This is a genomic window from Sulfurimonas sp. (assembly GCF_041563035.1).
In the GTDB taxonomy this organism is placed as follows: domain Bacteria; phylum Campylobacterota; class Campylobacteria; order Campylobacterales; family Sulfurimonadaceae; genus Sulfurimonas.
In genome coordinates, this window is sequence record NZ_JBFFNS010000019.1 from 16486 (window position 1) to 38740 (window position 22255).

Below are 22255 nucleotides of genomic sequence, written 5' to 3' on the forward strand. Positions count from 1 at the left end.
ATGACAGGATTTTTAATTTTTATTGCTATATTTGTACTAATTCCAGTTGCTCTGTATATCTCAGCAAAAAATCAATTTGGTGAGGGTACTTATAATAAGGAACATGACAAAAAGAGTAAATAAATTACACCCCAGGAGTGAATGGCACTAAGTTAAGGAAAAAATAGAGTAAATTAAAGAAGATAAAAGTGAAGTGGTATGCAACTAGCTTAGAAATTAAAATCATGACCAAATGAAATTTTCTTTCAAAGCTAGTTAAAATGAATCATATCCCAATTACAATTACACCCCAGGGGTTGAATATCCACTTTTCCCTGTTCCTGCTCTTTTGAGTGGGGACATATCTTTTCATAAATAATCTTTCAAATTGTCATATAATTAATTATCCTTAGTAAAATAAAAAAAAAATACACCCCAGGGGTTGAATATCCACTTTTCCCTGTTCCTGCTCTTTTGAGTGGGGACATAACTTTTTAGAAATAATCTTTCAAATTGTCATATAATTAATTATCCTGAGTAAAATAAGATACTGTTTATCATTAAAAATTACACCCCAAGGGTTGAATATCCACTTTTCTCTGTTCCTGCTCTTTTGAGTGGGGACATAACTTTTCAGAAATAATCTTTCAATATGTCATATAATTAATTATCCTGAGTAAAATAAGATACTGTTTATCATTAAAACTAAGGATAAGCAGATGCCGACAAGACCTAGGGTTGATTTCGCAGGTTATCATCATGTCATAAACCGTGGAGTAAATCGTTGTAATGTTTTTAACCATAGTAATGACAAAGATATGTTTCTACAGATCATAAACAAAACTGCTACCATTCACAAAGTGGTTTTACATGACTACTGTTTGATGGACAATCACTACCATCTACTCATAGAAACCCAAAAAGAAAATCTCTCTACATTCATGAGAATCGTAAATGCAAACTATGCACAATACTTCAATAAAAAGTATAAACGTAGTGGGCATCTATGGCAAGATAGATATAAATCAAAGTTTATTATTTCAGAGAATTATCTCTATACACTCATAAGATATATAGAATACAATCCACTAGAAGCATCTATGCATGATAGGGTTGGAATATATCCATATACTTTGTCGCATCTCATTTTAAAAAATAAACCATACTATCCATGCTGTTCAGATTCAATTCTTCTTCGAGAATTTGACATTAAAACTCTAAATGAGTTTCTTGGAGAACCTATAAGCAATAAAGAGTTAGAGTATTTAAAAACAAAAGAAAAGCAGAAAATCGAAAAAGAAAATAATGGTGTGAATATTAAACAAATAAAACAGTTTGAAGAACACTTTTATGATAATACGACAAAACAAGATAGAAACTTAGCTATACTAAATGCTTATGATGACGGCTATCCGCAAGTAGATATTGCGAACTATCTAAACGTATCAACATCACTAGTCAGCAAGATAATAAAAAGTGGATATTCAACCCCTGGGGTGTAATTTTAAGTAGTGGGTTTTCTGTTGGAACCAAAGGTTTCGGAGGCTTTAAAGTAAGAACGGCTATAATGGCTGTTGTTGGAGGAACAACATCTGCTATTGCTGGTGGAAAGTTCGCTAACGGTGCTGTTACTGGTGCTTTTGTTCATATGTTTAATGATGAGATGGATCCAAGATTAAATAGGGCTATGGGCACGGATGCTGACAGAATTAAATCTCACAGAATTGTCGCAAATGGATTTGAGAAAATTGCAGATGTTTCGGGGGCTATATCTGTGTATGGAATGGCTACAAAGAATTTAGTATTAACTTTTTGGTCAGGGGTTGTTTCAACCGCTGCTACAACAATGAAGTTTATGATAAGTCCAGATAGTCATACTTCACAAGAAATAGTTAATGATTATTTACCACCTCAATATCAATCAACGGAGTTACATTAAGTATGAAAAAGACAGTTAAATATTTTATTGCTTATTTAAGTATTTTAATAGTTTGGTTTATTTTTACTATTATGATTTTAGATATAGCATATTTAATAGAACTTGATATTAATAATGTTAGTACATTAGCATTAGTTGCTTTGCCATTTGCGTACATATATCATAAATATAAGCCAATGGAGTTTAAAGAACTTTTGAAAGTAATAAAAGAAAAATTAAAATTACACCCCAAGGGGAATGGCACTAAGTTAAGGAAAAAATAGAGTAAATAAAAAGAAGATAAAAGCGAAGTGGTATGAAAATTACACCCCAGGGGTTGAATATCCACTTTTCTCTGCTCCTGCTCTTTTGAGTGGGGACATATTTTTTTACAAATAATCTTTCAAATTGTCATATAATTAATTGTCCTGAGTAAAATAAGATACTGTTTATCATTAAAACTAAGGATAAGCAGATGCCGACAAGACCTAGAGTTGATTTCGCTGGTTATCATCATGTCATAAACCGTGGAGTAAATCGCTGTAATGTTTTTAATCATAGTAATGACAAAGATATGTTTCTACAGATAATAAACAAAACTGCTACTATTCATAAAGTGGTTTTACATGACTACTGTTTGATGGACAATCACTACCATCTACTCATAGAAACCCAAAAAGAAAATCTTTCTACATTCATGAGAATCGTAAATGCAAACTATGCACAATATCGCATATTATCTTTAAAAATAAACCATACTATCCATGCTGTTCAGATTCAATTCTCCTTCGAGAATTTGATATTAAAACTCTAAATGAGTTTCTTGGAGAACCCTTGAGTGATAAGGAACAGGAATATTTAAAGAAAAAAGCAAAACAGAAAATAGATAAAGAAGATAATAGTCTAGAGATTAAACAATCTAAGGATATTCAACCCCTAGGGTAATATAGGGATTGAAAATAAGACTGGAAAGAAGAAGTTCTTTCATAGTCTCAGAAAGTGGGGATGAGTGAGAGAGTAAACTATTTTTTGATAGTAGGTAGTCTTTCGTTGATACCTTTCTCAGTATAATATTTAATCATTGCTTTATCAGCATCTATTTGCTGATCATAACCAGCTGCTTTTAAAGGAATTTTTTCCATTGCATTCATAATATTTTTCATGTCTTCCATAAGAGCTGGATCAATTGGCTTTTTATCAGTTCCACCATAAAGTGCAAGAGTCATATCCATAGAAACTAAGTATCTTCTACCATCACCATACTCAACATAGATTACACGACATGGCATGAAACCACCGTAAAAACGAGAGTGGTCTAACATCTTCTTAGCAACACCTAAAGAACAAAATTCACCAATTCTAGCACGTGATACTTGGTTTGGCTTAGGGTCTTTGATTCTAAACATTGGTTTTTCACCAACAAATCTCATGTTGAAATCACCAGCTAATGATTTCATCTCATCGAAGATATCATCTTCAGTTAAATCTTCATCAGTAATTAACCATTCTTTCATCATAGCCTGAGCTGGATCACCTGTTTCAGATAGATTTCCCATCATTTCAGCATAAGCATCTTGTGCCTCTGATGGGAAGCCCATATATGCTACACCCATTTTTGTCATAGTACAACCAGTCATTGTAAATGCAGCAATTACTGTTGCCACCATCATTATTATATTTCTTTTCATTTTCTCTCCATGATTCATATTTCCATTATTATAATATAAAAAATTATGATATATCAAAAAAAAGAGATAAATAAGTGATAAAAATGTAATAAAGTAAAAAAAGTTTACAAAACTACACGCTTTGTATAAATTATATTTATATCACTTATTTAAATTATTCTTTGTAGTAATGTATATGTGGATAAGAAAACTATCTAGGGTAGTTTCCAGTTTTTGATTTCTTGTAAAGTTCTTTTAGACTCTTCTTATCTTCTTTTGAAATGTCATGCTTTTTTGTATTTTCATTTATAGCTGATGACTTGTTGTCTACTTTAATATTAGGTTTTTCTTTTGTAGGGATGAGACCTTTGTCTTTGTCTATGGTAGCTTTGTAGTAGAACTTGTCTTTTGGATCATATACTACTGCATTTCCGTCACTCTCTATCCAGTGAAATGATGAATCTCCTTTTAGGACACCTTCAAACTTTGTACCGTCCGGCTGAGTGAAAATCCTCGTACCTGTTATGGCAGGTCCTGCTAATAAGATACTGCTAAGTAGTGTCAGTGAGAGTAGTGTTTTTAAAATTTTCATAGTCCATCCTTACTTTGTGATGCTAATAGTCATTGTTCTATTGGTATAGTCTTCTGCTGTTACCGTAACACTATAGCCGGTATCCGTAGTGTCATATAGTTTTGTTCTAGTTGAGTCTATGGTATCTCCTAGTGTGTATACATCGTCAAAATCTGCTTTTAAATTTATAGTACTTGTTAGAAGTGTCCCAGTATCTTTTTCTACCAGTGCTACTTTGTAGTGGTTTGTGTTTGTCTGAGTTCCATCTTCTGTATTTCCGGCTTTTGCTGTGTCTATATGGTACATAGCCATAAATAGTCTGTTGGTAGTAAATGTGCTGTCAGCTCTTTGCAGTGCAATGTCAGAGTTTGTTTTTGCTGTGTCTCTGCACTCTATCATAAAGTACTCAGTTGATTTAGTGGTGACTAGTTTTATAAGCTCTCTTGAACTACAAGTTATAGTAACACTCTGAGATGAGTTTACATCTGTTACACCTGCATCTAAGTCGGCATCTACTCTGTTGTAAGCAGTAAACTGCGTCGGAGTCTCTCCAGGATATGTATCTCCACTTTTATAAGCCCAAGAACCGCCACTCATGATATCATACCAGCCAAGACCGGAACCACCACCGTTGTCATAGTAGTCTCCTAGAGCAAGAAGTGAGTGACCAAGCTCATGTGCGATGATGCCTATGGTGGCTTTATGTGTATCGTGATTTGCTCCAAATCTTCCATATCCACCTGAAGTCTCTTTCACTCCAGTGTATCTCATAACATACTTACCGTCAACTTGAAGTGTAGAACCACTGTCAAATGCCCAAGCATGTGCCCATATGGAATGATCTACAGGATCTCCGTAAGATTCCTCACCACCTGCAACTATGAAGATAATCTGTAACTCTCTTCTGTCTAAAGCTCCATCACCATTTGTGTCAAGAGCTGCAAAGTCTGCACTGTTGACTACTTCAGCATTTGTTATAGCATTGGTAATTTCAGTATCTCTAAATGTAGTGTTATCATAGCCACCAGGATGGTTTTTACCCATGCTTACCATGATAATACCATCGTTAGCAGTTCCTGAACTCTCAGTTATTGGCACTATCTGGAGTTTTCCGCCTGTTGTCTCATTGAAGTAGTTGTTTACAGATCCTAAAGATGCGTTGAATATCTTGTCATACCATACTGAAGCATCTGTCTCAGAATAGTTGTTCCAGTTCATAACCACTACTACTGTCGGTATGTTTAGCGGAACAAGTTCATATATGTCACTTACGTTTATGGTTACATTTACGCTTGAACTGTTTCCTGCTGCATTTGTTGCATAAACAGTCAGGTTGTAGAGCGGAGTCGTCTCATAGTCAAGAGTCGTTTTAGTCGTTATAACACCGCTTGAACTTATGAGAAAGTTTGTAGTACTGCTAAGAGTATATGATGTTATAGAACTGTCTCCTGAACTATTTACACTAACAGTTCCTATAGAGGTTCCTATAGTGGCATTTTCATCTACTGAACCTGCAAATGCGTTTAGTGTCGGAACTACATCTGCAATGTTATTTATATTAATAGTGATATTTTTACTAAGACTGTTTCCTGCAGCATTTGTTGCATAAGCAGTTAGATTGTAAACTTGGGTAGTTTCGTAATCTAGCGTTGTCTTTGTAGTTATTACTCCACTGGAGCTTATGAGAAAGTTTGTAGTGTCACTAAGTGTAAATGATGTGACATTTGCATCTCCGCTACTTGTAATAGTCACACTTCCTAAAACTTCTCCTATGGAAGCGTTCTCATCTATAGATGCAGTGAAGTTCTCTATAGTAGGTATAACGTCGCTAATATTGTTAATGTTTATAGTCACGCTCTGAGTGTCACTGTTTACTCCATCACTAGCTATAGCATTAAATGAATAGCTTGATTTTGTTTCATAATCAGGTGCTACTTTAAATGTTACAACTCCGCTTGAACTGTTAACATCAAAGCTTGCTGCATCTGTACCGCTTAAACTGTAAGTTATAGAGTTATTATCAGCATCACTTGCATTTATGTCTATAGCTGATGTCTGATTTTCATTTACACTCACAGATGCAGGAGATGAGATAACAGGTGAGTTGTCATTTAGGTTTGAGATATTTACGCTGATATTTTGAGTGGTTGTGTTTCCTACAGTGTCAGTTGCAGTTACACTTAGCGCGTAACTAGTTTTTACCTCAAAGTCAGGTGCAGTGTTAAAGGAGAGTGTAGTACCACTTATGCTAAAACTGGCAGCATCTGTACCGCCTAAAGAGAGTGTCACAGCAGTAGAGTCTAAAATGTCTAAGTTGATTACAAAAGTTTGATTTTCATTTATAGTTATAGTGCTTGAAGAGTTAAATATAGGGGCTATACTATCTAGTGCATAGCTAAAGTCATCATTTAAAGTCTGCTCAAAGTGCGCGATTGCTTCATCTTGACTTACTAAAGTCTCGCCGATTCCTGTAAGAGTAGTGTTGATATCGTTTACGGTTAGGTTAGCATCTGAGAAGTCTAATGTAGAACCGATAAGCGCAGTTCTCGTAGCAGAACTGATAGTGATACCGTTTGAAGCATTATTGTCGCTGTCTAAAGACTGAAGTAGTTGAAGGATTTTTACAACTTTGGTATTTGTGGAGTCGTTTCTGTCTACACCTACTAGGTCAGTTATAAGGATCTTTTTGTCACTGTTTAGGTTGGACATATTAAAATCATGAAGTAGAATATCACCGATGGTAAAAGATACATTTACATCACTGCTAGCGTATGTAAAAGCACCGTCTGCACCTGTTAATCCAGCGTTACTATTTGTAGTAAATGTTACACCTTCAACTGCAGCATCTATAAGAAATGCAACAGGAGACGAGGAGGTTGCAGGAGAACTGCTTCCACCGCCTCCACCGCCACTACAGGCAGTAAAAATTAGTAATAGAGCCGATAAACAAGCTAAGAGTATTTTGTTTTTCATAAATTGTCCAGTATATGTCTATGTAGACTTTATCCAATAATGACTTAATAATAAATATCTAAATTAAAATATCTAAATTTAATATTTAAGAACAGCATTTTTCACTATAATAAGAGTTCAAAATATTAAAAGGTAATTTTAATGCAAAGAAAAGCGTTTTCTCTAATAGAATTAATGATAGTAATAGTTATTTTAGGTCTTTTAGCGGCTATGGTAATGCCGAGCTTAACAGGTAAGGGTGAAGAGGCTAAGAGAAACTTGGTCTGTGTTCAGATGAAGAGCATCTATAACGGTTCACTGGACATGTACAAGGTAGATAACAGTATCTATCCTTCAACAGAAGAGGGACTTGAGCTCTTAGCAGAGAAAGGCTACTTTAAAGATAAAAAGCTTCCAAAAGACTCTTGGGGAAATTCTTTTATCTACTTAAATGATGGTGGTTCTATAGAACTTATCTCTCTTGGTGCTGACAAGAAAGAGGGCGGAGAAGATTCGGCTTCTGATATTAAAATGAGTGAATGTAAGTAGCCTTGAAAAAAGCTTTCTCACTCATAGAACTTATCATCGTTATCTTAATTATCGGCATAGTTTACACTATCTCTGTAGGTAACTTTGAAAAAGTAAAAGATGAGACTGAAAAACTTACATTAGAGAACTTGAAAGAGTATTTACAAGGTCTGCCACATGAAAAAAGTGCAGAACTTTTGTGTTTATATGATTGTTCTAAGTGTAAAGTTTTGGTAGACGGTGAAAAGTTTAAAGAGTTGGATGACTTTTTGGATAAGAGTGTGAGAAGTTATAGATATGACTTTTCATACGGCATGGTAGAAGTAGAGAAAGATGATGATGTATGTTTCTCATACAGCGTGGATAAAAAAGGCATAGGGCAGCAAGTGATAGTAGAGTATAAAGATCTGTTTTATGACTTTTCAACTTACTTGTCACCTGTTGGTGTATACAACTCTTTGCAAGAAGCTACAGATGCAAAAGTACAACTCTCACAAGAAGTGCTTAGATGATTTTTAAGTATAAAGGCATCGATAGCGATGGAAAAAAAGTAAGCCAGAACATAGAGGCTATCTCTTTAGATGAAGCAAAAAATAAACTCAGAGTAAAAAAGATCATCTACGAGAGCATCTCTGAAGACTCTCCGGCTTTTTATGAAAATATTAGCCTCTCTAGAAGATATAAAATCTCTCCTAGAGAGTTAGCGGGACTTTCTCGTGAGCTTTCTATGTACATCCGCTCCGGTATCACGATAGTATCAGCACTTAAAATCATTCAGACTCACTATGAAAAAAACAAGAAGATGAAACTTTTTTTAAGTACGGTAAGTACGCATCTAGATGAGGGAAATAACTTCTACTCTGCGTTAGAGTCTCAAAGTGTAGTAATCCTGCCCGAGTTTTTTAAGCAGTCCATCAAAGTCAGTGAAAACGGCGGTATACTTGATGAAGTGCTTATGGAACTCTCACGCTTTTTAAAAGAGCAGGATGCTATAAACAAAGAGATAAAGAGTGCTTTTGCATATCCTACTTTTATGATAGTTGTCTCACTTCTTATGATTTCGTTTATGCTTTCTTTTGTAGTTCCTCAGATAACAGGCATCTTTGAGTCTATGGATCAGGAACTTCCTCTTCCAACACAAGTTGTTATAGCTATGGGTGACTTTTTTAACAACAACTTTACAACTATACTAGTCGTAATTTTTGCTTTTATATCTTCGTTTATACTTTTGATGAAAAAGAGTTACGGTTTTGCATACGCTGTACATAAACTTATTCTAAAGCTTCCTCTTTTTGGTCATATCGCACAAAAGAGTGAGCTTGCAAGGTTTTCATACATAGCATCTCTGCTTACTCGTTCAGGTGTACCATTTGTTGAGACTATAAACCTGAGTGCAAATATATTAAACAATCTTGTTTTAAAAGAGTTATTTACTGAATCTGCAAAAAAAGTTGTCGAGGGAAAACTGCTCTCAAATGCTCTGAATGACTCAAAAACAAAGATAGACTATGCTTTCATACAGTCTATAGCTTTGGGTGAGGAAACTTCTCAGGTTCAAAATGTTCTTACAAATATCTCTGAGCTTTACTTTGAAGAAAACAGAGACAAGATAAGTATGTTGCTGACTCTTTTAGAGCCGGCTCTGATGCTATTTGTAGGTGGGAGTATCGGTTTTATTGTAGCTGCAATGCTTTTACCGATATTTTCTATGAGTATAGGCTAGAACATGAGAAGAGGAATCGCGCTACTCATTACACTGCTTTTTATTATGCTTATAACCATCAGCATAGGTATCGGATTTAAGCAGTTAAACCAAGCTTCTGCTTATGTTGAAGGTGAGAAGTTTTTATATCAAAGCAGTGTGATTTTAGACGATGTTTTAAACATCTTAAAAAATTCGAAAGAACTGCAAGATATAAACTCAAGTGCAGAGTTAAATGTCTTTTTGTCTGAGAGTTCAATAATCCCTTTTGAAGCAAATGGAATCAAGGTAAGTATAGAACTCTCAAGTGCAAGATCGAGATTTAATATTAATAGTTTAGTTTCTGGAAATATTCCAAACCAAAAGAGAGTAGAATCGCTTAAACAGTACGTGAGTAATTATATGGTTATTACTAGGTATGTTGATATACTGCTAAGTTCAATGGGTATAAATCAAGAGGACATATCATATAATAGTGACTTATTTGATAAAAAACCGAATCTATTTAGAGAGTACATCGTGTCAGAGAAACATCTTCTTGAACTAAATGAGTACTATACTAATTATTACCATGAAGATAGTCTTAAAAATATAGATTTTGCAAAGCTTTTTTACTATAGTAGTGACAAAGATTACGAGATAGATTTGAGTTTTGCAACAGCTGAAGTATGGGAGATGATCCTCGGATGCTCTAAGCAAAGAGCGATAGAGCTTAGTTCAGGTTTTTATGATTCTATAGCGGATATAGGTCTTAGTAAAGAAGAAATGTCTATGTTAGATAGATTTGATACAAATCCTTTTGAGCCTTATATAGATGTTCGTTTGAGTATCATACAAGACAAGCAGAGTGCAAATATAAGATTTGAGTACGATATAGAAAACAATAAGGGGTCTAACTTTGTTTATGAAATTTAATGCTAAATTGACAACACTGTTTTTAGACCCAAACTCAGCGCATCACTATAGTATCTCTGATGGTGAGAGAGTAAACATAATACTTTCTCCATCTCTTTACTGGGTTAAAAAAATCTCACTGCCACTAAAATATGCAAGAGAAGCTAAAAAGCTTCTTCCATCGCTCTTTGAAGATACTCTTCCAGAGGGAAATTACAGCTATAGCGTTTACAAACAAGAAGAAGATTTTTTCATATTTGCCTATGAAGACAGGGTAATACTAGATGCTATGAATAAAGCCGGCATCTCACTTTCAAATGTTGCAAGTGTGTATTTCGCCCAGAGTGAGATGCAAGATATTAGAGGTGCTGTAAAGATAAATGAAGCTCAAAGCATCTATGTAAAAGATGGCATTGTAGTTTTAGTACCATGCTGTTGGATAGAAGAGAGTGGAGACTTGGATATGTCTGAGTTGACTCCATCTAAACACAAAGTTATTTTACATCAATATGCACATATAGTAGAAAACTCTAGCCTTTACAAAATAGGTGCTGTTTTAGTAGTTCTATCTATACTCGTATTTGGCGAATACCTCATAACTTTGCAAAAAACATCAGAAGTCTTGGAGCTTAACAGTGAGCTTTTCGCTAAACACAAACTAAAGCCTACTATGCTACAAAACAAGTCGATGTTAAAGAAGTATGAGACTATTCATGAAAAGCAGACAAAGTTTAGAGAATACAGTTCTTATCTCTTGTCACTTAGACTTCAAGGTGCAGAAAAACTTGAAAAGATTGCTCTTAAAGAAAAAACACTGGATGCTGAGTTCAGCGGTGCTACAGAATTGACTCTTTCGCGTATCCAAAACACTCTAAAGTCTAAGAAAGTGAAATTTACAACTGAGATTAAGAACAAGACTCTGCATCTGGAGATGGTATTATGAATCGTATAAATCCACTCTACTTAGGACTTTTTCTTATTGTTCTACTCCTCTTTTTGTCTTTTCAACTAAGTAGTGCAAAAAGTGAACTTGCAGAAGCTAAAGCGGCATATAGAGAGAGCTCAAAACTTTCAACACAGCTAAGTGGACTTAAAGAGATATATACAAAAAAAGTCAATTTGGCATCTCTAAAGTCTGCATCTGTAGTGCAAAAGAAAACTAAAACAGGAGTTGTACTAAGCTCTGAAAGTATGGGTTCTAAAGAGTTGGATTTACTTATGGGAAGAATCCTAAACGGTGCGTATAACATAACAGAGTTAAGAATCAAAAAAATAAGTGATACAACAGTTAGCTTGCATCTGGAGATAAAATGGTAAAAAAAATATCTATCTTTTTTGCATATACTCTCTTTTTTATGCTTGCACTTATGTACTTTACTCCAAAGGATAGCATCTACTTCTCTTTTGAAGAGAAGATAAAGCAGGTAGATGTAGTCATCAGTAACGAGCAAGTAAAAGATAGTGGATTTACTCTGAATATCACAGATGCAGATATCTCTTTTAAGTCTATTTCAAGTGCTAAAGTAAGTAAAACTTCTGTAACTATTTTTGCCCTTTACAACTCTGTGAATTTAAAAGGCATCACTTTATCAAGTACGGCAAAATCGTTTGCTCCTCTAAATATTGAGAGTGTAAATGTTGTCTACTCTATCTTTAATCCACTATATGCAACCATAGAAGCAGTAGGTGAGTTTGGTGAGTTAGAAGGCGAGTTTAACATAGCGGACAATAGCTTGCATCTTAAGTTAAAGCCATCGCAAGAAATGCTTAAAAGCTATCAAAACAGTTTGAAACAGCTAAGTAAAACCAAAAACGGGGATTTTGTGTATGATAAAACTTTCTAATTCAAAATTTATCTTAGTTCTTACAAAACTGCTTATACTCTTGGTTATTGCCAAAGCTATCTCTCTTTTTGCTTTGTGGTACCTGCCAAATGATGGAGTTGAACTTAACGTAAAAGAGAGCTATCAGCCTAAATATCAAAGAGTTGATTTTAGTAACATGATAGTAAAAGTTCAGACAAAAAAGAACTCAGTTACAAAGCAGAGTGAAAGTGGTATAAGCATCACAAATATGGTTTTAAAAGGACTTTATGGTACGAAGTATAAAGGCTTTGTTATAGTCGCTATGAAATCAGCGCCTAAAAAGACTTCTATCATCAGTGTAGGAGAGAACTACCAAGGCTATGAACTTAAATCTATATCTTCTAAAAGTGCGATGTTTAGTAAAAATGGCTCAGACTTTGTATTAAGTTTAGAAATGGTTAAGAATACTTCTACTATTACTAAAGTTGCAAAACAACAAGAGACTTCATCAGAAGTTTTACGTCAAGATATATCTTACTACGCTAAAAACCCAGATCGTATCTGGAAAGACATATCTTTGCAAGAGGTAAAGAGCGGTAATGATTTAAAAGGTTTCAAAGTAACTAGAATAAATCCTAACTCAAAGTTCGAGAGTTTGGGTCTAAAGCGTGGGGATATAATCATAAAAGCGAATAATGTAAGACTTCAGTCATACAAAGATGCAATACAAATTTATAAAAATATTGATAATTTGGATACGGTTCAAATTGTAGTCATAAGAGATAATCAAGAAGTGGAGTTAGTATATGAGATTAATTAAAATAGTTTTTTTAGTTCTTAGTTTAGTGTTGGTTTTATCGGCAAGAGAGCAAGTGAATATTAACTTCTCTAACCTAGAGATAGATGACTTCATAAAATTGATATCAAAAGTTACAAATAAAAATATACTTGTAAACCATAAAGTAAACGGTACAGTAAACTTTGTTAGCACTACTCCTGTTTATGATGATGAGCTTATTGGTATCTTGGTGTCTGTTTTAGAGTCAAAAGGCTTTACTCTAATGCAAAAAGGCTCACTTTATGAAGTTGTTAGATCTACTGAGGCTTCAAACCATAATGCCAGAGTTGTAAAGCAGGGTAAAAAACTATATGGTTCTTTGATGGTAACTCAGTCCATAAAAGTAAAAGGTGAAAATGTTGATATCATAGCTGCAAAGATTCGTTACCTTATGTCAAAAACAGCAAAACTTATGACTATGAAAGAGAGTAATACTCTCTTGGTCACAGACTATCCAAATAATATAGAGACGATAAAAAAAGTCATAACAGACATAGATACTAATAATAAAGCTATAGTTAGAATAATTCAAATAAGACATGCAGAAGCTAAGAAACTACAGACTCGTTTGGTAGATATCTCTAAATCGCTTTTTAACGAAAAAGTATCTTCTCAGCAGGTAAAGATTATTTTAGATGACAATATAAATGGGATCATAGTTGTCGGAGATGAGTCAAATGTTGAAAAAGTAGAGGATTTAATAAAACAACTTGATATAGAGTCAAATATAAGTAAAACTGTTAAGATATTCAGTCTTAAAAATTCAGATGCTAAGGCAGTACTGGCTAGTCTGAATGATATCATATCAAAACAGACATTCAGTGATCCGGATATGAAACCTAATGTATCTGCGAGTGAAGAGATAAATGCTATTATTGTTATTGGTGAGCCTATTATCATTAAGGGAATCAAGCTTATTATAGATGAGTTGGATAAAGAAAAATATCAAGTATATATACAAGCTAGAATCGTAGAAATAAATAAAAATGATTCTGAAGCCTTGGGTGTTAAGTATGGTTTTGCAGGTGGAGATGTCTCTTCTGGAGGACTATACGCTATGAGTGCAAACTTCGGTGACAAAGCACTTACAGATGCAGCAGCAAAAAGTGTAGTAGACTTTTTAGGTGCTATCGGTTCAGGAACAAAGTCAGCATTTGCTTTAGGAGCTACCATAGACTTCCTACAGACTAATGGTGCTTCAAAGGCAGTATCTAATCCATCTATCCTTTGTGTGAATAACAAAGAATCATCTATATACGTCGGTAAAACTATTTCTGTGTCGACAGGCACTATTTCTAGTGCAAATCTAGGTTCAGGTGTTACAAGCTCATACAAAAGAGAAGATGTAGGTCTTACTTTAAAGATAAAACCACGTGTATCTTCATCAGATAAAGTAACACTTGATGTTGAAGCAATACTGGAAAATGTCTTAGATGATGGGAAAAATAATGCAACAGGACAGCCAGTAACATCCAAGCAAGAGGTTAAGACTCAAGCTATTCTTCGTCATGGTGAAAATATTATTATTGGTGGGCTTGTTAAGAGTTACGATAGTGACTCTACTGTCAAAGTTCCTCTTTTAGGAGATATTCCATATATAGGAAAGTATCTTTTTTCATCTACTACTACGTCAGCTGAGCAAGATAACTTGGTCGTGATATTGACTCCATATATTATAGACAAAAGTGAGAAACTATCCCGGTTACAAAGAGATTTAGGGATGCTTGCTCAAATACAAAAAGATTATAATCTAAAGGTATTTGATAAGATAGAGAAAAAGAGCAATAAAGTTCATGGACAAAAAGCTGATAGTGTTGATATTTTAAAATCTGAAGAGTCGGGAGACTACTAAGATGCTAAAGCTAGAGCCTCTTCATAATCTTAAACTAGAAGCTTATGAACCATCAGACATAGTTACAGAGTTAAGTGTAAAAAACTATCTTCTCTTTAGCAGTATTGATGAAGAAGTATGTGCTTTTATGTGTGAGCGTTACTTGGTCGAGGCTAGTAATTTCTACACAAAGTTAGAGCAGAAATATCCACTTCATATGCTCGATGAAGACTCTTATGACAGACTCTATAACCGTTTTTTAGAGCTTCGTACAGATAAAGCCATAGTTACGATGCAAGAAGACTCTGAGCAAGAAACAGGCGAAGAAGATATCTCTTTAACGGACTTTTTAAGAACTTCTTCAGATATCTTGACAAGTGAAGAGTCTGCTCCTATTATCAAGTTTGTAAATGCACTTTTTTATCAGGCTATCAAAAAAAGAGCTTCTGATATACATATAGAAGTGCAAGAAAAACGTGGTGAAGTACGCTTTCGTGTAGATGGGATGCTAAGTAAAAATGCAGACTTGGATAAGAAGGTGGTAAACCTGATAATCTCGCGTATAAAAGTAATCTCAAACCTTGATATTTCAGAAAAACGCATACCTCAAGATGGACGAACTCAGATAAAAATATCAGGTGAGACTCTTGATGTACGTGTATCTATACTACCAACTTTTTATGGTGAGAGAGTTGTTATGAGACTTCTGATGCAAAGCTCACAGATACCTCAAATTAATGAGCTTGGATTTGATGATGAGCTGATAGGTGATGTGAAAAAACTTCTTCGTACTTCTCACGGTATTATCTTAGTTACGGGACCTACTGGAAGTGGTAAGACAACATCGCTTCACTCATTTTTACGTGAAGTTGAAGAGCCTGAAAAAAACCTCATAACGGTTGAAGATCCGGTTGAGTATAAGTCTGATAATATCGCTCAAATACAAGTAAATGAGAAAGTAGGGCTTACCTTTGCATCTGCTCTTCGCTCTATCCTTAGACAAGACCCTGATATCATCATGATAGGTGAAATACGTGATGAAGAGACAGCATCTATAGCTGTTCGTGCAGCACTTACCGGTCACCTGGTCTTTTCAACTCTTCATACAAACTCAGCTGCAGCTACGATATCTAGACTTGCAGATATGGGGATAGAACCATTTCTTATCTCATCTTCACTTCTTGGCATCTTGGCTCAAAGACTAACTCGTATCTTGTGTGATGAGTGTAAAGAGGAAGATACTATAGCTGAGAACTTTGCAGAGGACTATAACCTGCCTATAGATGCTAAGATATACAAGGCTTCAGGCTGTAAGAAGTGTAACTATAGCGGATATACAGGTCGTCGCTCTATAGGTGAGCTTTTAGTGATGAATGACAGCATAAAAGACCTGCTAAAAAATACAACTGATGAACATACTATAAAAATTGAACTTGAACGTGCTGGACTTAAGACTATATCTACTCAACTAACTCAGATGCTACTTCGCGGTGAGACATCTCTGGATGAAGCGATACGTGTCGGTATGGAACATGCATAAAGCTAGAAGTGCTTTTACCCTCATAGAAGTTATGGTAGCTGTAATGATTATATCTGTAGTCATTATGGCACTGCTTCAGATGCAAGGAAATACTTCGCATATATTCTCAAAGCTCGGCAATACCATTAAAATAAACCAATACACTTCCCTTTTTATCTCAAACAAGGATTATGGATATGAGAAAAAGAGTGTTGATCTCGATGACTTGCTAAGTGAGTTCAGAGTTGAAGATGAGCTAAGGCGAGAACTCAAAATCATAAAAGTAAAAGTAGACTATGAAGAGCTAAAGCGCATTGATATGAGTGAGAGTGAAGAGGGCAGTTCTAGTTTAGTCTTTGAGCTAGGAAAGACAGTACTGAAGATAGATGACTCTTCAGCATCTATTATGAGGTTCAGAATCCAATGAGAAAGGCTTTTACGCTCATAGAGTTAGTCGTATCTATCGGTATCCTCTCTATCATCATGATATTTCTATACAAAAGCTATGCATCTCTAAATGAGTCCAATAGCTTTTACAAAAAAGAGGTCTCAAAGATAAAGAGTGAGCAGTTGAAAAAGAAGGTGCTCTTTTTGGACTTTTCTTTGGCGTTACAGCAAAACTACAAAATAGATATCAAACCTCAAGATAAAAAAGAAGACATAGTTTTTTTACAAAGCTCAAATTCTATGCATAACAGATACAACCCGTTCATAGCATATATATTTAAAGAACAGAAGCTATATAGACTAGAGTCAAGAAACCCATTCAAAGACTATCCGCTAAGTGCAGATGCTGATTTTAGTGTTGAGTATTTTGGTGAAGCGAAAAGTTTCAGAGTCTACAAATCAGAAAACAATGCTACAGAATCGTATCTGATTCATGTTGACTTTAAAGAAGAGGAAGATGTGTTATTAAAAGTCAAAGTACTTGGGTAACTTCAAGAAATAATAGGAGAAATAAAATGAAAATTAATAAATCAAACACAAAAATTATTTTATATATAGGTCTGCTTCTTAGCGTTACTATAAGTAACATATCTGCAAAAGAGTCTCATATGACAGCTTCAGTTGCTATGGTTGGTATGAGTATGGACTATAGAGAATATAACAAAGCTGGAGCTATACTAGATAGTGAAGAATCGTCATACACGGATATAACAGGTGCTGAAATGAGTTTGGGATATGTGTTTGATAGGGATATGTCAGCATATTCGCATATAAAGTTAAACCTAATGTTACTAAGTGGTGAAACAAAGTATGTAGGTTCATATCTTGGCAGTGGACAACCGTATGGAAGTGTAGTTAGCAAGACACAAAATATCATATTAGACACAGATGTTTCATTTGTACACACAAATATATATAAAAATATTTTTGAATTTAGTTATGGTTTAGGGATTGGATATCGTGAATGGGAGAGGGCGCTTTCAGCTTCACAAATAGAGGTATATACGTGGTACTATTTAAAGCCGATTGTTGGTGTGAGTGTTATGGTTTCAAATAAAGTGAAAGTAGGTGCAAATATAGAGTATCAGCATGGTTTTGACACTGTGATGACATCATCAAATCCTAAACTTGACTTTACTCTTGGTGGAGCAAATATCTGGGAGCTTTCTGTCCCAATCTCTTTTAATTACAACGAGAATATGAACTTGTTTTTTGAAGCCACATTTTCTAAGCAGACTATAATTGAGTCAAATGTAAACAGTGGATATTACGAACCAGACAGCACAGCATATAACAATTATATAAAATTTGGTGTCGCATTTAAGTTTTAAAGTTTAAATACGATATAATCGCGGATAATTTTTATATAATAAAGGATATTCTTTGAACCTCTTAAGCATTTTTTCTTTTAACTCTGATAAAAAACAAGTAACTAAAAACGAATCTTCTTCTCACTGGGTGAAGTGTAAATCATGTCACTCTCTTATGTACTACAAAGAAGTTGAAAATCAAAATTACGTATGTCCTAAGTGTGGGTTTCACCTTCGTATAGGTGTAAAAGAGAGAATAAAACTCTTGGAAGATGAAGGTACATTTGTTGAATTTGATGGTAACCTTCACCCTGTTGATCCTTTAAAGTTTGTAGATTCTAAAGCATATACGAAAAGAATCGAAGAAGGTTTTGCAAAGACTGGAAGAAAATCATCAGTAGTTAGTGGTGAAATCGTGATGAATGGTGTATCTGCGCAAGTAGTAATCTTTGACTTTGGTTTCATGGGTGGATCACTCGGTTCAGTAGAAGGTGAAAAGATTGTTAGAGCTGTAAAGCGTGCTATTGAGAAAAAAGAAGGACTTATTATCCTAAGTGCAAGTGGTGGAGCTAGAATGCAAGAGAGTACATTCTCTCTTTTACAAATGAGTAAAACATCAGCTGCACTTGCAAAACTTGCAAATCATAACTTGCCTTATATCTCAGTTCTTACTGACCCAACAATGGGTGGTGTTAGCGCCTCATTTGCTACACTTGGAGATATCATCATCGCAGAGCCAGGTGCTCTTATCGGGTTTGCTGGACAGAGAGTTATTGAGCAGACTATCGGTTCAGCTCTTCCAGATGGTTTTCAAAGAGCGGAGTTCTTACTTGAAAAGGGTTCTGTAGATATGATAGTAAATAGAAACGAACTTAAAAAGACACTTTCAGACCTTCTAACGCTTCTAAACAAAGCAGCTTAATGCGTCTTTATGCATTGTGTGATCAAGAGCTTCTCGATAAAAGAGGAGTCTCTTTAGAGGAGTTCCTACAGATAGCAAAAGCAAATAATGCAGAAATAATTCAATATAGAAATAAAAATGCTGATATTGCTTTTATAAAACAACAACTTATATTTATACGAAAAAACTACGATGGATTCTTGATAGTAAACGATGCTTATGAGCTTATAGAATATTGTGACGGCGTTCATGTTGGACAAGAAGACCTTAAAGCAATTGATGAAGATGTTTTTAAAGCAGTGAAAGTTCTAAGAAGTGTGATTAAAAAAGAAAAACTTTTAGGAATCTCTACTCATAATGAAGAAGAAGTTCTCCAAGCCAATGAAATGGACTTAAATTACATAGGTTTGGGGGCATATAGGAATACAACTACAAAAACAGATATTTCAGGTGTTTTAGGCTCAGACCTGGATTCAATAGCTTCAAAATCAAAACATCTTGTAGCAGCAATAGGTGGTGTTATACTTGATGATAAATTTTCAAATGTGACTTATCACGTTATTGGAAGTGGATTAATAAAGTGAACATAGATATTGTTTCTATAGCAAAAAAAGAGCGATCTACTTATGACCCGCTGTACAAAGAGCTAACAAAAATGATTTCTCGCTTCGCGAAAGTGGAAGATATTGAAATTTTTCCTAAAGATGTAGCAAAATCACACACTATTTCACCAGAGGCTTCAAAACAAGCGTATACACGTGCTTTGGAACCATATACAAAGAATAGTTTTTGCATAACTTTGCATCCTGATGGAAAATTAATCGATAGTTTTGAATTTAGTAAGCTTTTAAATGATAGAATGTCCATTAAATTTTTCGTAGGTGGTGCTTACGGTTTTGAGGATAGCTTTTTAAAACAAAGTGATGCCGTGATAAGTTTAGGTAAATTGACTATGAGTCATAAGATAGCAAAAGCAGTTTTGCTAGAACAGATTTATAGAGGTTTTTCTATATTAAGTAACCATCCATATCATAAGTAAGGAAAGTCAGTGCAAGAGAGTGAGTTAAACTACTTTAAAGAAATTTTAGAAAGTAGAAAAGTACAAATTATTAAGAACATTTCGGGTGTTAATGCTGAGCTGGATCAGCTAAATTCTTTAGAGTTAAATGATGAGGGCGATCACGCCTCTGTAAATAATAACTCTATGGTAGAGAGTGCAATTGTCTTTCAACAAGAAAAAGAGCTTAGAGAGATTCAAGTTACATTAGGGAAAATTGCTAATGGTGATTATGGAATATGTGAAATGTGTGAAGACCCAATAGGGTTCCAACGCTTAAAAGTTAAGCCTCATGCAATATACTGCATTGATTGTAGAGAAATAGTAGAAAAGTCTAGTTAATTTAAGGAGCAAATTTATGTATATAAAAAGATATACAATAGCGTCACTAATCCTGATTGCTTTAGTGGGATGGTATGTGTTTGCATACGTTTCTCAAGATACAACTGCCATTGAAGTATTTGGTGTGTCATTACCTGCATTTCCTGTCGCAGTCTGGGTTATTGTTCCTCTTGTGATTCTATATATTGTAAGTGTTTTTCATATGTCATTTTATTCTATGCTATCTGGTTTTAAGCTTCGTAAGTATGATAAAGACTATGAAAAAGTGATTGATGCAATCGCGGATGCTTATATGGCAAAAGATGAAAGAAATCATATATACAAAACTCCTAGATACCAACTTCTAGGTTCTATAATAGATAATACGACTCTATTCCCAAGCGCTTCTTTAAATGCAGGTACTCAAAATGAAAAACTTGATGCTGTTTTAAAAGTGATAGAAGACATTAAGAATGGAGAAGTTGTAGAACTTAAGAAATATTCACTTAAACCTGAAAATGCTTTAGTAATTCAAAACGATAGAAATCGTTATAAAAAAGGTGATTTAACTGCTGAAAATATTCTAAGCAATGCTGAAAATCACGATGATGGTTTAGTAAAAGAAGCATATGCAGATCTAGTTAAAACTGCTCCATTGAGTAAAATAGAGCAACACAAGTCTTTTTTAACTAAAGAGTCTTTGTTTGATATATTAGCCAGAATCAATGCAGATGAAAATACTTTAGAGATTTCAAATGAAGCGTTAATATCTCTTCTTAATGTCTTGGATTTAGATGCAAAAGATCTTATTAAAGTCTCCAGTGCTCTTTCAACTACTATGATTCCAGAACAGAGAATGAAACTTTTTGAGACACTAAGTGAAACTAGAGAAGATGGAATTGAAGCTTACATGTTCACACTGTTTGATTTAGAAATGCTTGCTCCTGCTAATGAACTGCTACATAACACACAAGATGATGAGTACGTAAACTTTAAGGCTTACAGTGCACTAAAAGAGTGTGGTAAAAACTTCAATATCAACTTGTTTATTTAATGATTGATAAACTCCCTTTTGATAAACCAATCTATGTCCTGGCACCTCTTGCCGGGTTTACAGACTTACCTTTTAGAAGTGTGGTGAAAAAATTTGGAGCCGATCTTACTGTAAGTGAGATGCTAAGTTCAAATGCTTTAGCTCATGGCTCAGAAAAAACACTGCACATGCTGCAAAAAGCATCAATTGAAGATCCTTACTCTGTACAGATATCAGGCTCCCAGAGTGATATGGTAAAACGTGCTGTTGAAGTTCTTAACGAATATGACGGTATAGATATTATTGACTTAAACTGTGGATGTCCAGTTCCAAAAGTTGTAGGGCATGGAAGTGGAAGTTCTCTGCTTTTAAACTTGCCTCTTATGGGTGATATTATCAGAACAATAAAAGATACTTCAAATAAAAGCCTTACAAGTGTAAAGATCAGACTTGGATTTGAGAAGAAAAACCATATTGAGATTGCGAAAATGGTTGAAGATAGTGGCGCTGACTTTTTAGCTGTTCATGGTAGAACACGTGCCGGAAAGTTTAAAGCTGCTGTTGATTACGATGCAATAAAAGAGATCAAAGAAGCTGTGTCAATCCCTGTGATTGCAAATGGTGATATAGATTCATACGAAAAAGCTAAGTGGGTGTTAGAGCATACAGGTAGTGATGGTGTAATGATTGGAAGGGGTGCTGTCGGTGCTCCATGGATCTTTCATCAACTACGTACCGGTAGCCAAGACATTGACAATAATATTAAGCATGATATAATCATGGAGCACTTTGATAAAATGATAGAATTTTATGGCGCACATGGCGTTGCTATGTTTAGAAAACATACACATACATATTCTAAAGGCTATAAAGGTGCTTCAGCACTTAGAAACAGCGTAAACAACATATCTGATATAGGTGAATATCGCGCTGTAATAGATGACTTCTTTAAAAATAGTGAGCAGGTGAATTAATGGCTAAT

The 22255-nt window shown here is 34.7% G+C and carries 27 protein-coding genes; 24 read left to right on the forward strand and 3 right to left on the reverse strand.

What is annotated here, in order from left to right:
• The 5 genes from ABZC13_RS11190 to ABZC13_RS11210 all read left to right on the forward strand — a co-directional run bounded on the left by ABZC13_RS11190 (position 1) and on the right by ABZC13_RS11210 (position 2711).
• A complete protein-coding gene (locus tag ABZC13_RS11190) occupies positions 1–123 on the forward strand; it encodes a hypothetical protein (protein WP_373003654.1) in 123 nt (40 codons plus the stop codon).
• Positions 124–698: 575 nt separating this feature from the next.
• Positions 699–1481: a transposase gene (locus ABZC13_RS11195; RefSeq protein ID WP_373003657.1), complete on the forward strand. Its 783-nt coding sequence runs from the start codon at positions 699–701 to the stop codon at positions 1479–1481.
• Between the two features lie 65 nt (positions 1482–1546).
• Positions 1547–1918: a hypothetical protein gene (locus ABZC13_RS11200; RefSeq protein ID WP_373003660.1), complete on the forward strand. Its 372-nt coding sequence runs from the start codon at positions 1547–1549 to the stop codon at positions 1916–1918.
• A 2-nt stretch (positions 1919–1920) separates the two neighbouring features.
• Positions 1921–2181, forward strand: a complete 261-nt coding sequence (locus tag ABZC13_RS11205; protein ID WP_373003664.1) for a hypothetical protein — start codon at positions 1921–1923, stop codon at positions 2179–2181.
• A 191-nt stretch (positions 2182–2372) separates the two neighbouring features.
• Positions 2373–2711, forward strand: coding sequence for a transposase (locus ABZC13_RS11210; RefSeq protein WP_373003667.1), 339 nt, complete (start codon positions 2373–2375; stop codon positions 2709–2711).
• 208 nt (positions 2712–2919) lie between these two features.
• On the opposite strand, the gene ABZC13_RS11215 is transcribed toward ABZC13_RS11210, so the two are convergent.
• The 3 genes from ABZC13_RS11215 to ABZC13_RS11225 all read right to left on the reverse strand — a co-directional run bounded on the left by ABZC13_RS11215 (position 2920) and on the right by ABZC13_RS11225 (position 7108).
• Positions 2920–3585, reverse strand: a complete 666-nt coding sequence (locus ABZC13_RS11215; protein ID WP_373003670.1) for a DUF302 domain-containing protein — start codon at positions 3583–3585, stop codon at positions 2920–2922.
• A gap of 190 nt (positions 3586–3775) precedes the next feature.
• Positions 3776–4156: a hypothetical protein gene (locus tag ABZC13_RS11220; RefSeq protein ID WP_373003673.1), complete on the reverse strand. Its 381-nt coding sequence runs from the start codon at positions 4154–4156 to the stop codon at positions 3776–3778.
• Positions 4157–4165: 9 nt separating this feature from the next.
• Positions 4166–7108, reverse strand: coding sequence for a cadherin domain-containing protein (locus ABZC13_RS11225; RefSeq protein WP_373003676.1), 2943 nt, complete (start codon positions 7106–7108; stop codon positions 4166–4168).
• A 141-nt stretch (positions 7109–7249) separates the two neighbouring features.
• Between ABZC13_RS11225 and gspG the strand changes: the two genes are divergently transcribed.
• Genes gspG through dusB form a run of 19 tightly spaced genes read left to right on the forward strand, consistent with a single transcriptional unit; the run spans position 7250 to position 22247 of the window.
• A complete protein-coding gene (gene gspG, locus ABZC13_RS11230; protein WP_373003679.1) occupies positions 7250–7636 on the forward strand; it encodes a type II secretion system major pseudopilin GspG in 387 nt (128 codons plus the stop codon).
• 2 nt (positions 7637–7638) lie between these two features.
• Positions 7639–8127, forward strand: a complete 489-nt coding sequence (locus tag ABZC13_RS11235) for a prepilin-type N-terminal cleavage/methylation domain-containing protein (RefSeq protein WP_373003682.1) — start codon at positions 7639–7641, stop codon at positions 8125–8127.
• Complete coding sequence (locus ABZC13_RS11240) at positions 8124–9338, forward strand: type II secretion system F family protein (protein WP_373003685.1); 1215 nt, start codon at positions 8124–8126, stop codon at positions 9336–9338. The genes ABZC13_RS11235 and ABZC13_RS11240 overlap by 4 nt, the downstream gene beginning before the upstream one ends.
• A gap of 3 nt (positions 9339–9341) precedes the next feature.
• Complete coding sequence (locus tag ABZC13_RS11245) at positions 9342–10232, forward strand: hypothetical protein (protein WP_373003688.1); 891 nt, start codon at positions 9342–9344, stop codon at positions 10230–10232.
• Positions 10222–11154: a hypothetical protein gene (locus ABZC13_RS11250; RefSeq protein ID WP_373003691.1), complete on the forward strand. Its 933-nt coding sequence runs from the start codon at positions 10222–10224 to the stop codon at positions 11152–11154. The genes ABZC13_RS11245 and ABZC13_RS11250 overlap by 11 nt, the downstream gene beginning before the upstream one ends.
• Positions 11151–11528, forward strand: a complete 378-nt coding sequence (locus tag ABZC13_RS11255; protein ID WP_373003694.1) for a hypothetical protein — start codon at positions 11151–11153, stop codon at positions 11526–11528. Before ABZC13_RS11250 ends, ABZC13_RS11255 begins: the two co-directional genes overlap by 4 nt.
• The gene (locus ABZC13_RS11260) at positions 11522–12055 is read left to right on the forward strand and encodes a hypothetical protein (RefSeq protein WP_373003698.1); all 534 of its coding nucleotides are present in this window, start codon (positions 11522–11524) and stop codon (positions 12053–12055) included. Before ABZC13_RS11255 ends, ABZC13_RS11260 begins: the two co-directional genes overlap by 7 nt.
• Positions 12039–12836, forward strand: a complete 798-nt coding sequence (locus tag ABZC13_RS11265) for a PDZ domain-containing protein (protein WP_373003701.1) — start codon at positions 12039–12041, stop codon at positions 12834–12836. Before ABZC13_RS11260 ends, ABZC13_RS11265 begins: the two co-directional genes overlap by 17 nt.
• Positions 12823–14706 (forward strand): type II secretion system secretin GspD, encoded by a 1884-nt coding sequence (gene gspD, locus ABZC13_RS11270; protein WP_373003705.1) that lies wholly within the window; start codon positions 12823–12825, stop codon positions 14704–14706. Before ABZC13_RS11265 ends, gspD begins: the two co-directional genes overlap by 14 nt.
• A 1-nt stretch (position 14707) precedes the next feature.
• A complete protein-coding gene (locus ABZC13_RS11275; protein ID WP_373003708.1) occupies positions 14708–16225 on the forward strand; it encodes a GspE/PulE family protein in 1518 nt (505 codons plus the stop codon).
• Positions 16218–16631, forward strand: a complete 414-nt coding sequence (locus ABZC13_RS11280) for a prepilin-type N-terminal cleavage/methylation domain-containing protein (RefSeq protein ID WP_373003711.1) — start codon at positions 16218–16220, stop codon at positions 16629–16631. Before ABZC13_RS11275 ends, ABZC13_RS11280 begins: the two co-directional genes overlap by 8 nt.
• A complete protein-coding gene (locus ABZC13_RS11285; protein ID WP_373003714.1) occupies positions 16628–17140 on the forward strand; it encodes a type II secretion system protein in 513 nt (170 codons plus the stop codon). Before ABZC13_RS11280 ends, ABZC13_RS11285 begins: the two co-directional genes overlap by 4 nt.
• Before the next feature lie 26 nt (positions 17141–17166).
• A complete protein-coding gene (locus ABZC13_RS11290) occupies positions 17167–17982 on the forward strand; it encodes a hypothetical protein (RefSeq protein ID WP_373003717.1) in 816 nt (271 codons plus the stop codon).
• A gap of 52 nt (positions 17983–18034) precedes the next feature.
• Positions 18035–18883 (forward strand): acetyl-CoA carboxylase, carboxyltransferase subunit beta, encoded by an 849-nt coding sequence (gene accD / locus ABZC13_RS11295; RefSeq protein ID WP_373003720.1) that lies wholly within the window; start codon positions 18035–18037, stop codon positions 18881–18883.
• Entirely contained in the window at positions 18883–19446 is a 564-nt protein-coding gene (locus tag ABZC13_RS11300) for a thiamine phosphate synthase (protein WP_373003723.1), read from the forward strand. Before accD ends, ABZC13_RS11300 begins: the two co-directional genes overlap by 1 nt.
• Positions 19443–19901 (forward strand): 23S rRNA (pseudouridine(1915)-N(3))-methyltransferase RlmH, encoded by a 459-nt coding sequence (locus tag ABZC13_RS11305; RefSeq protein WP_373003725.1) that lies wholly within the window; start codon positions 19443–19445, stop codon positions 19899–19901. The genes ABZC13_RS11300 and ABZC13_RS11305 overlap by 4 nt, the downstream gene beginning before the upstream one ends.
• A 9-nt stretch (positions 19902–19910) precedes the next feature.
• Entirely contained in the window at positions 19911–20261 is a 351-nt protein-coding gene (gene dksA / locus ABZC13_RS11310) for an RNA polymerase-binding protein DksA (RefSeq protein WP_373003727.1), read from the forward strand.
• A 16-nt stretch (positions 20262–20277) separates the two neighbouring features.
• Positions 20278–21294, forward strand: a complete 1017-nt coding sequence (locus ABZC13_RS11315; RefSeq protein WP_373003729.1) for a hypothetical protein — start codon at positions 20278–20280, stop codon at positions 21292–21294.
• A complete protein-coding gene (gene dusB / locus ABZC13_RS11320) occupies positions 21294–22247 on the forward strand; it encodes a tRNA dihydrouridine synthase DusB (RefSeq protein WP_373003732.1) in 954 nt (317 codons plus the stop codon). The genes ABZC13_RS11315 and dusB overlap by 1 nt, the downstream gene beginning before the upstream one ends.
• The last annotated feature ends 8 nt before the right edge of the window (positions 22248–22255 follow it).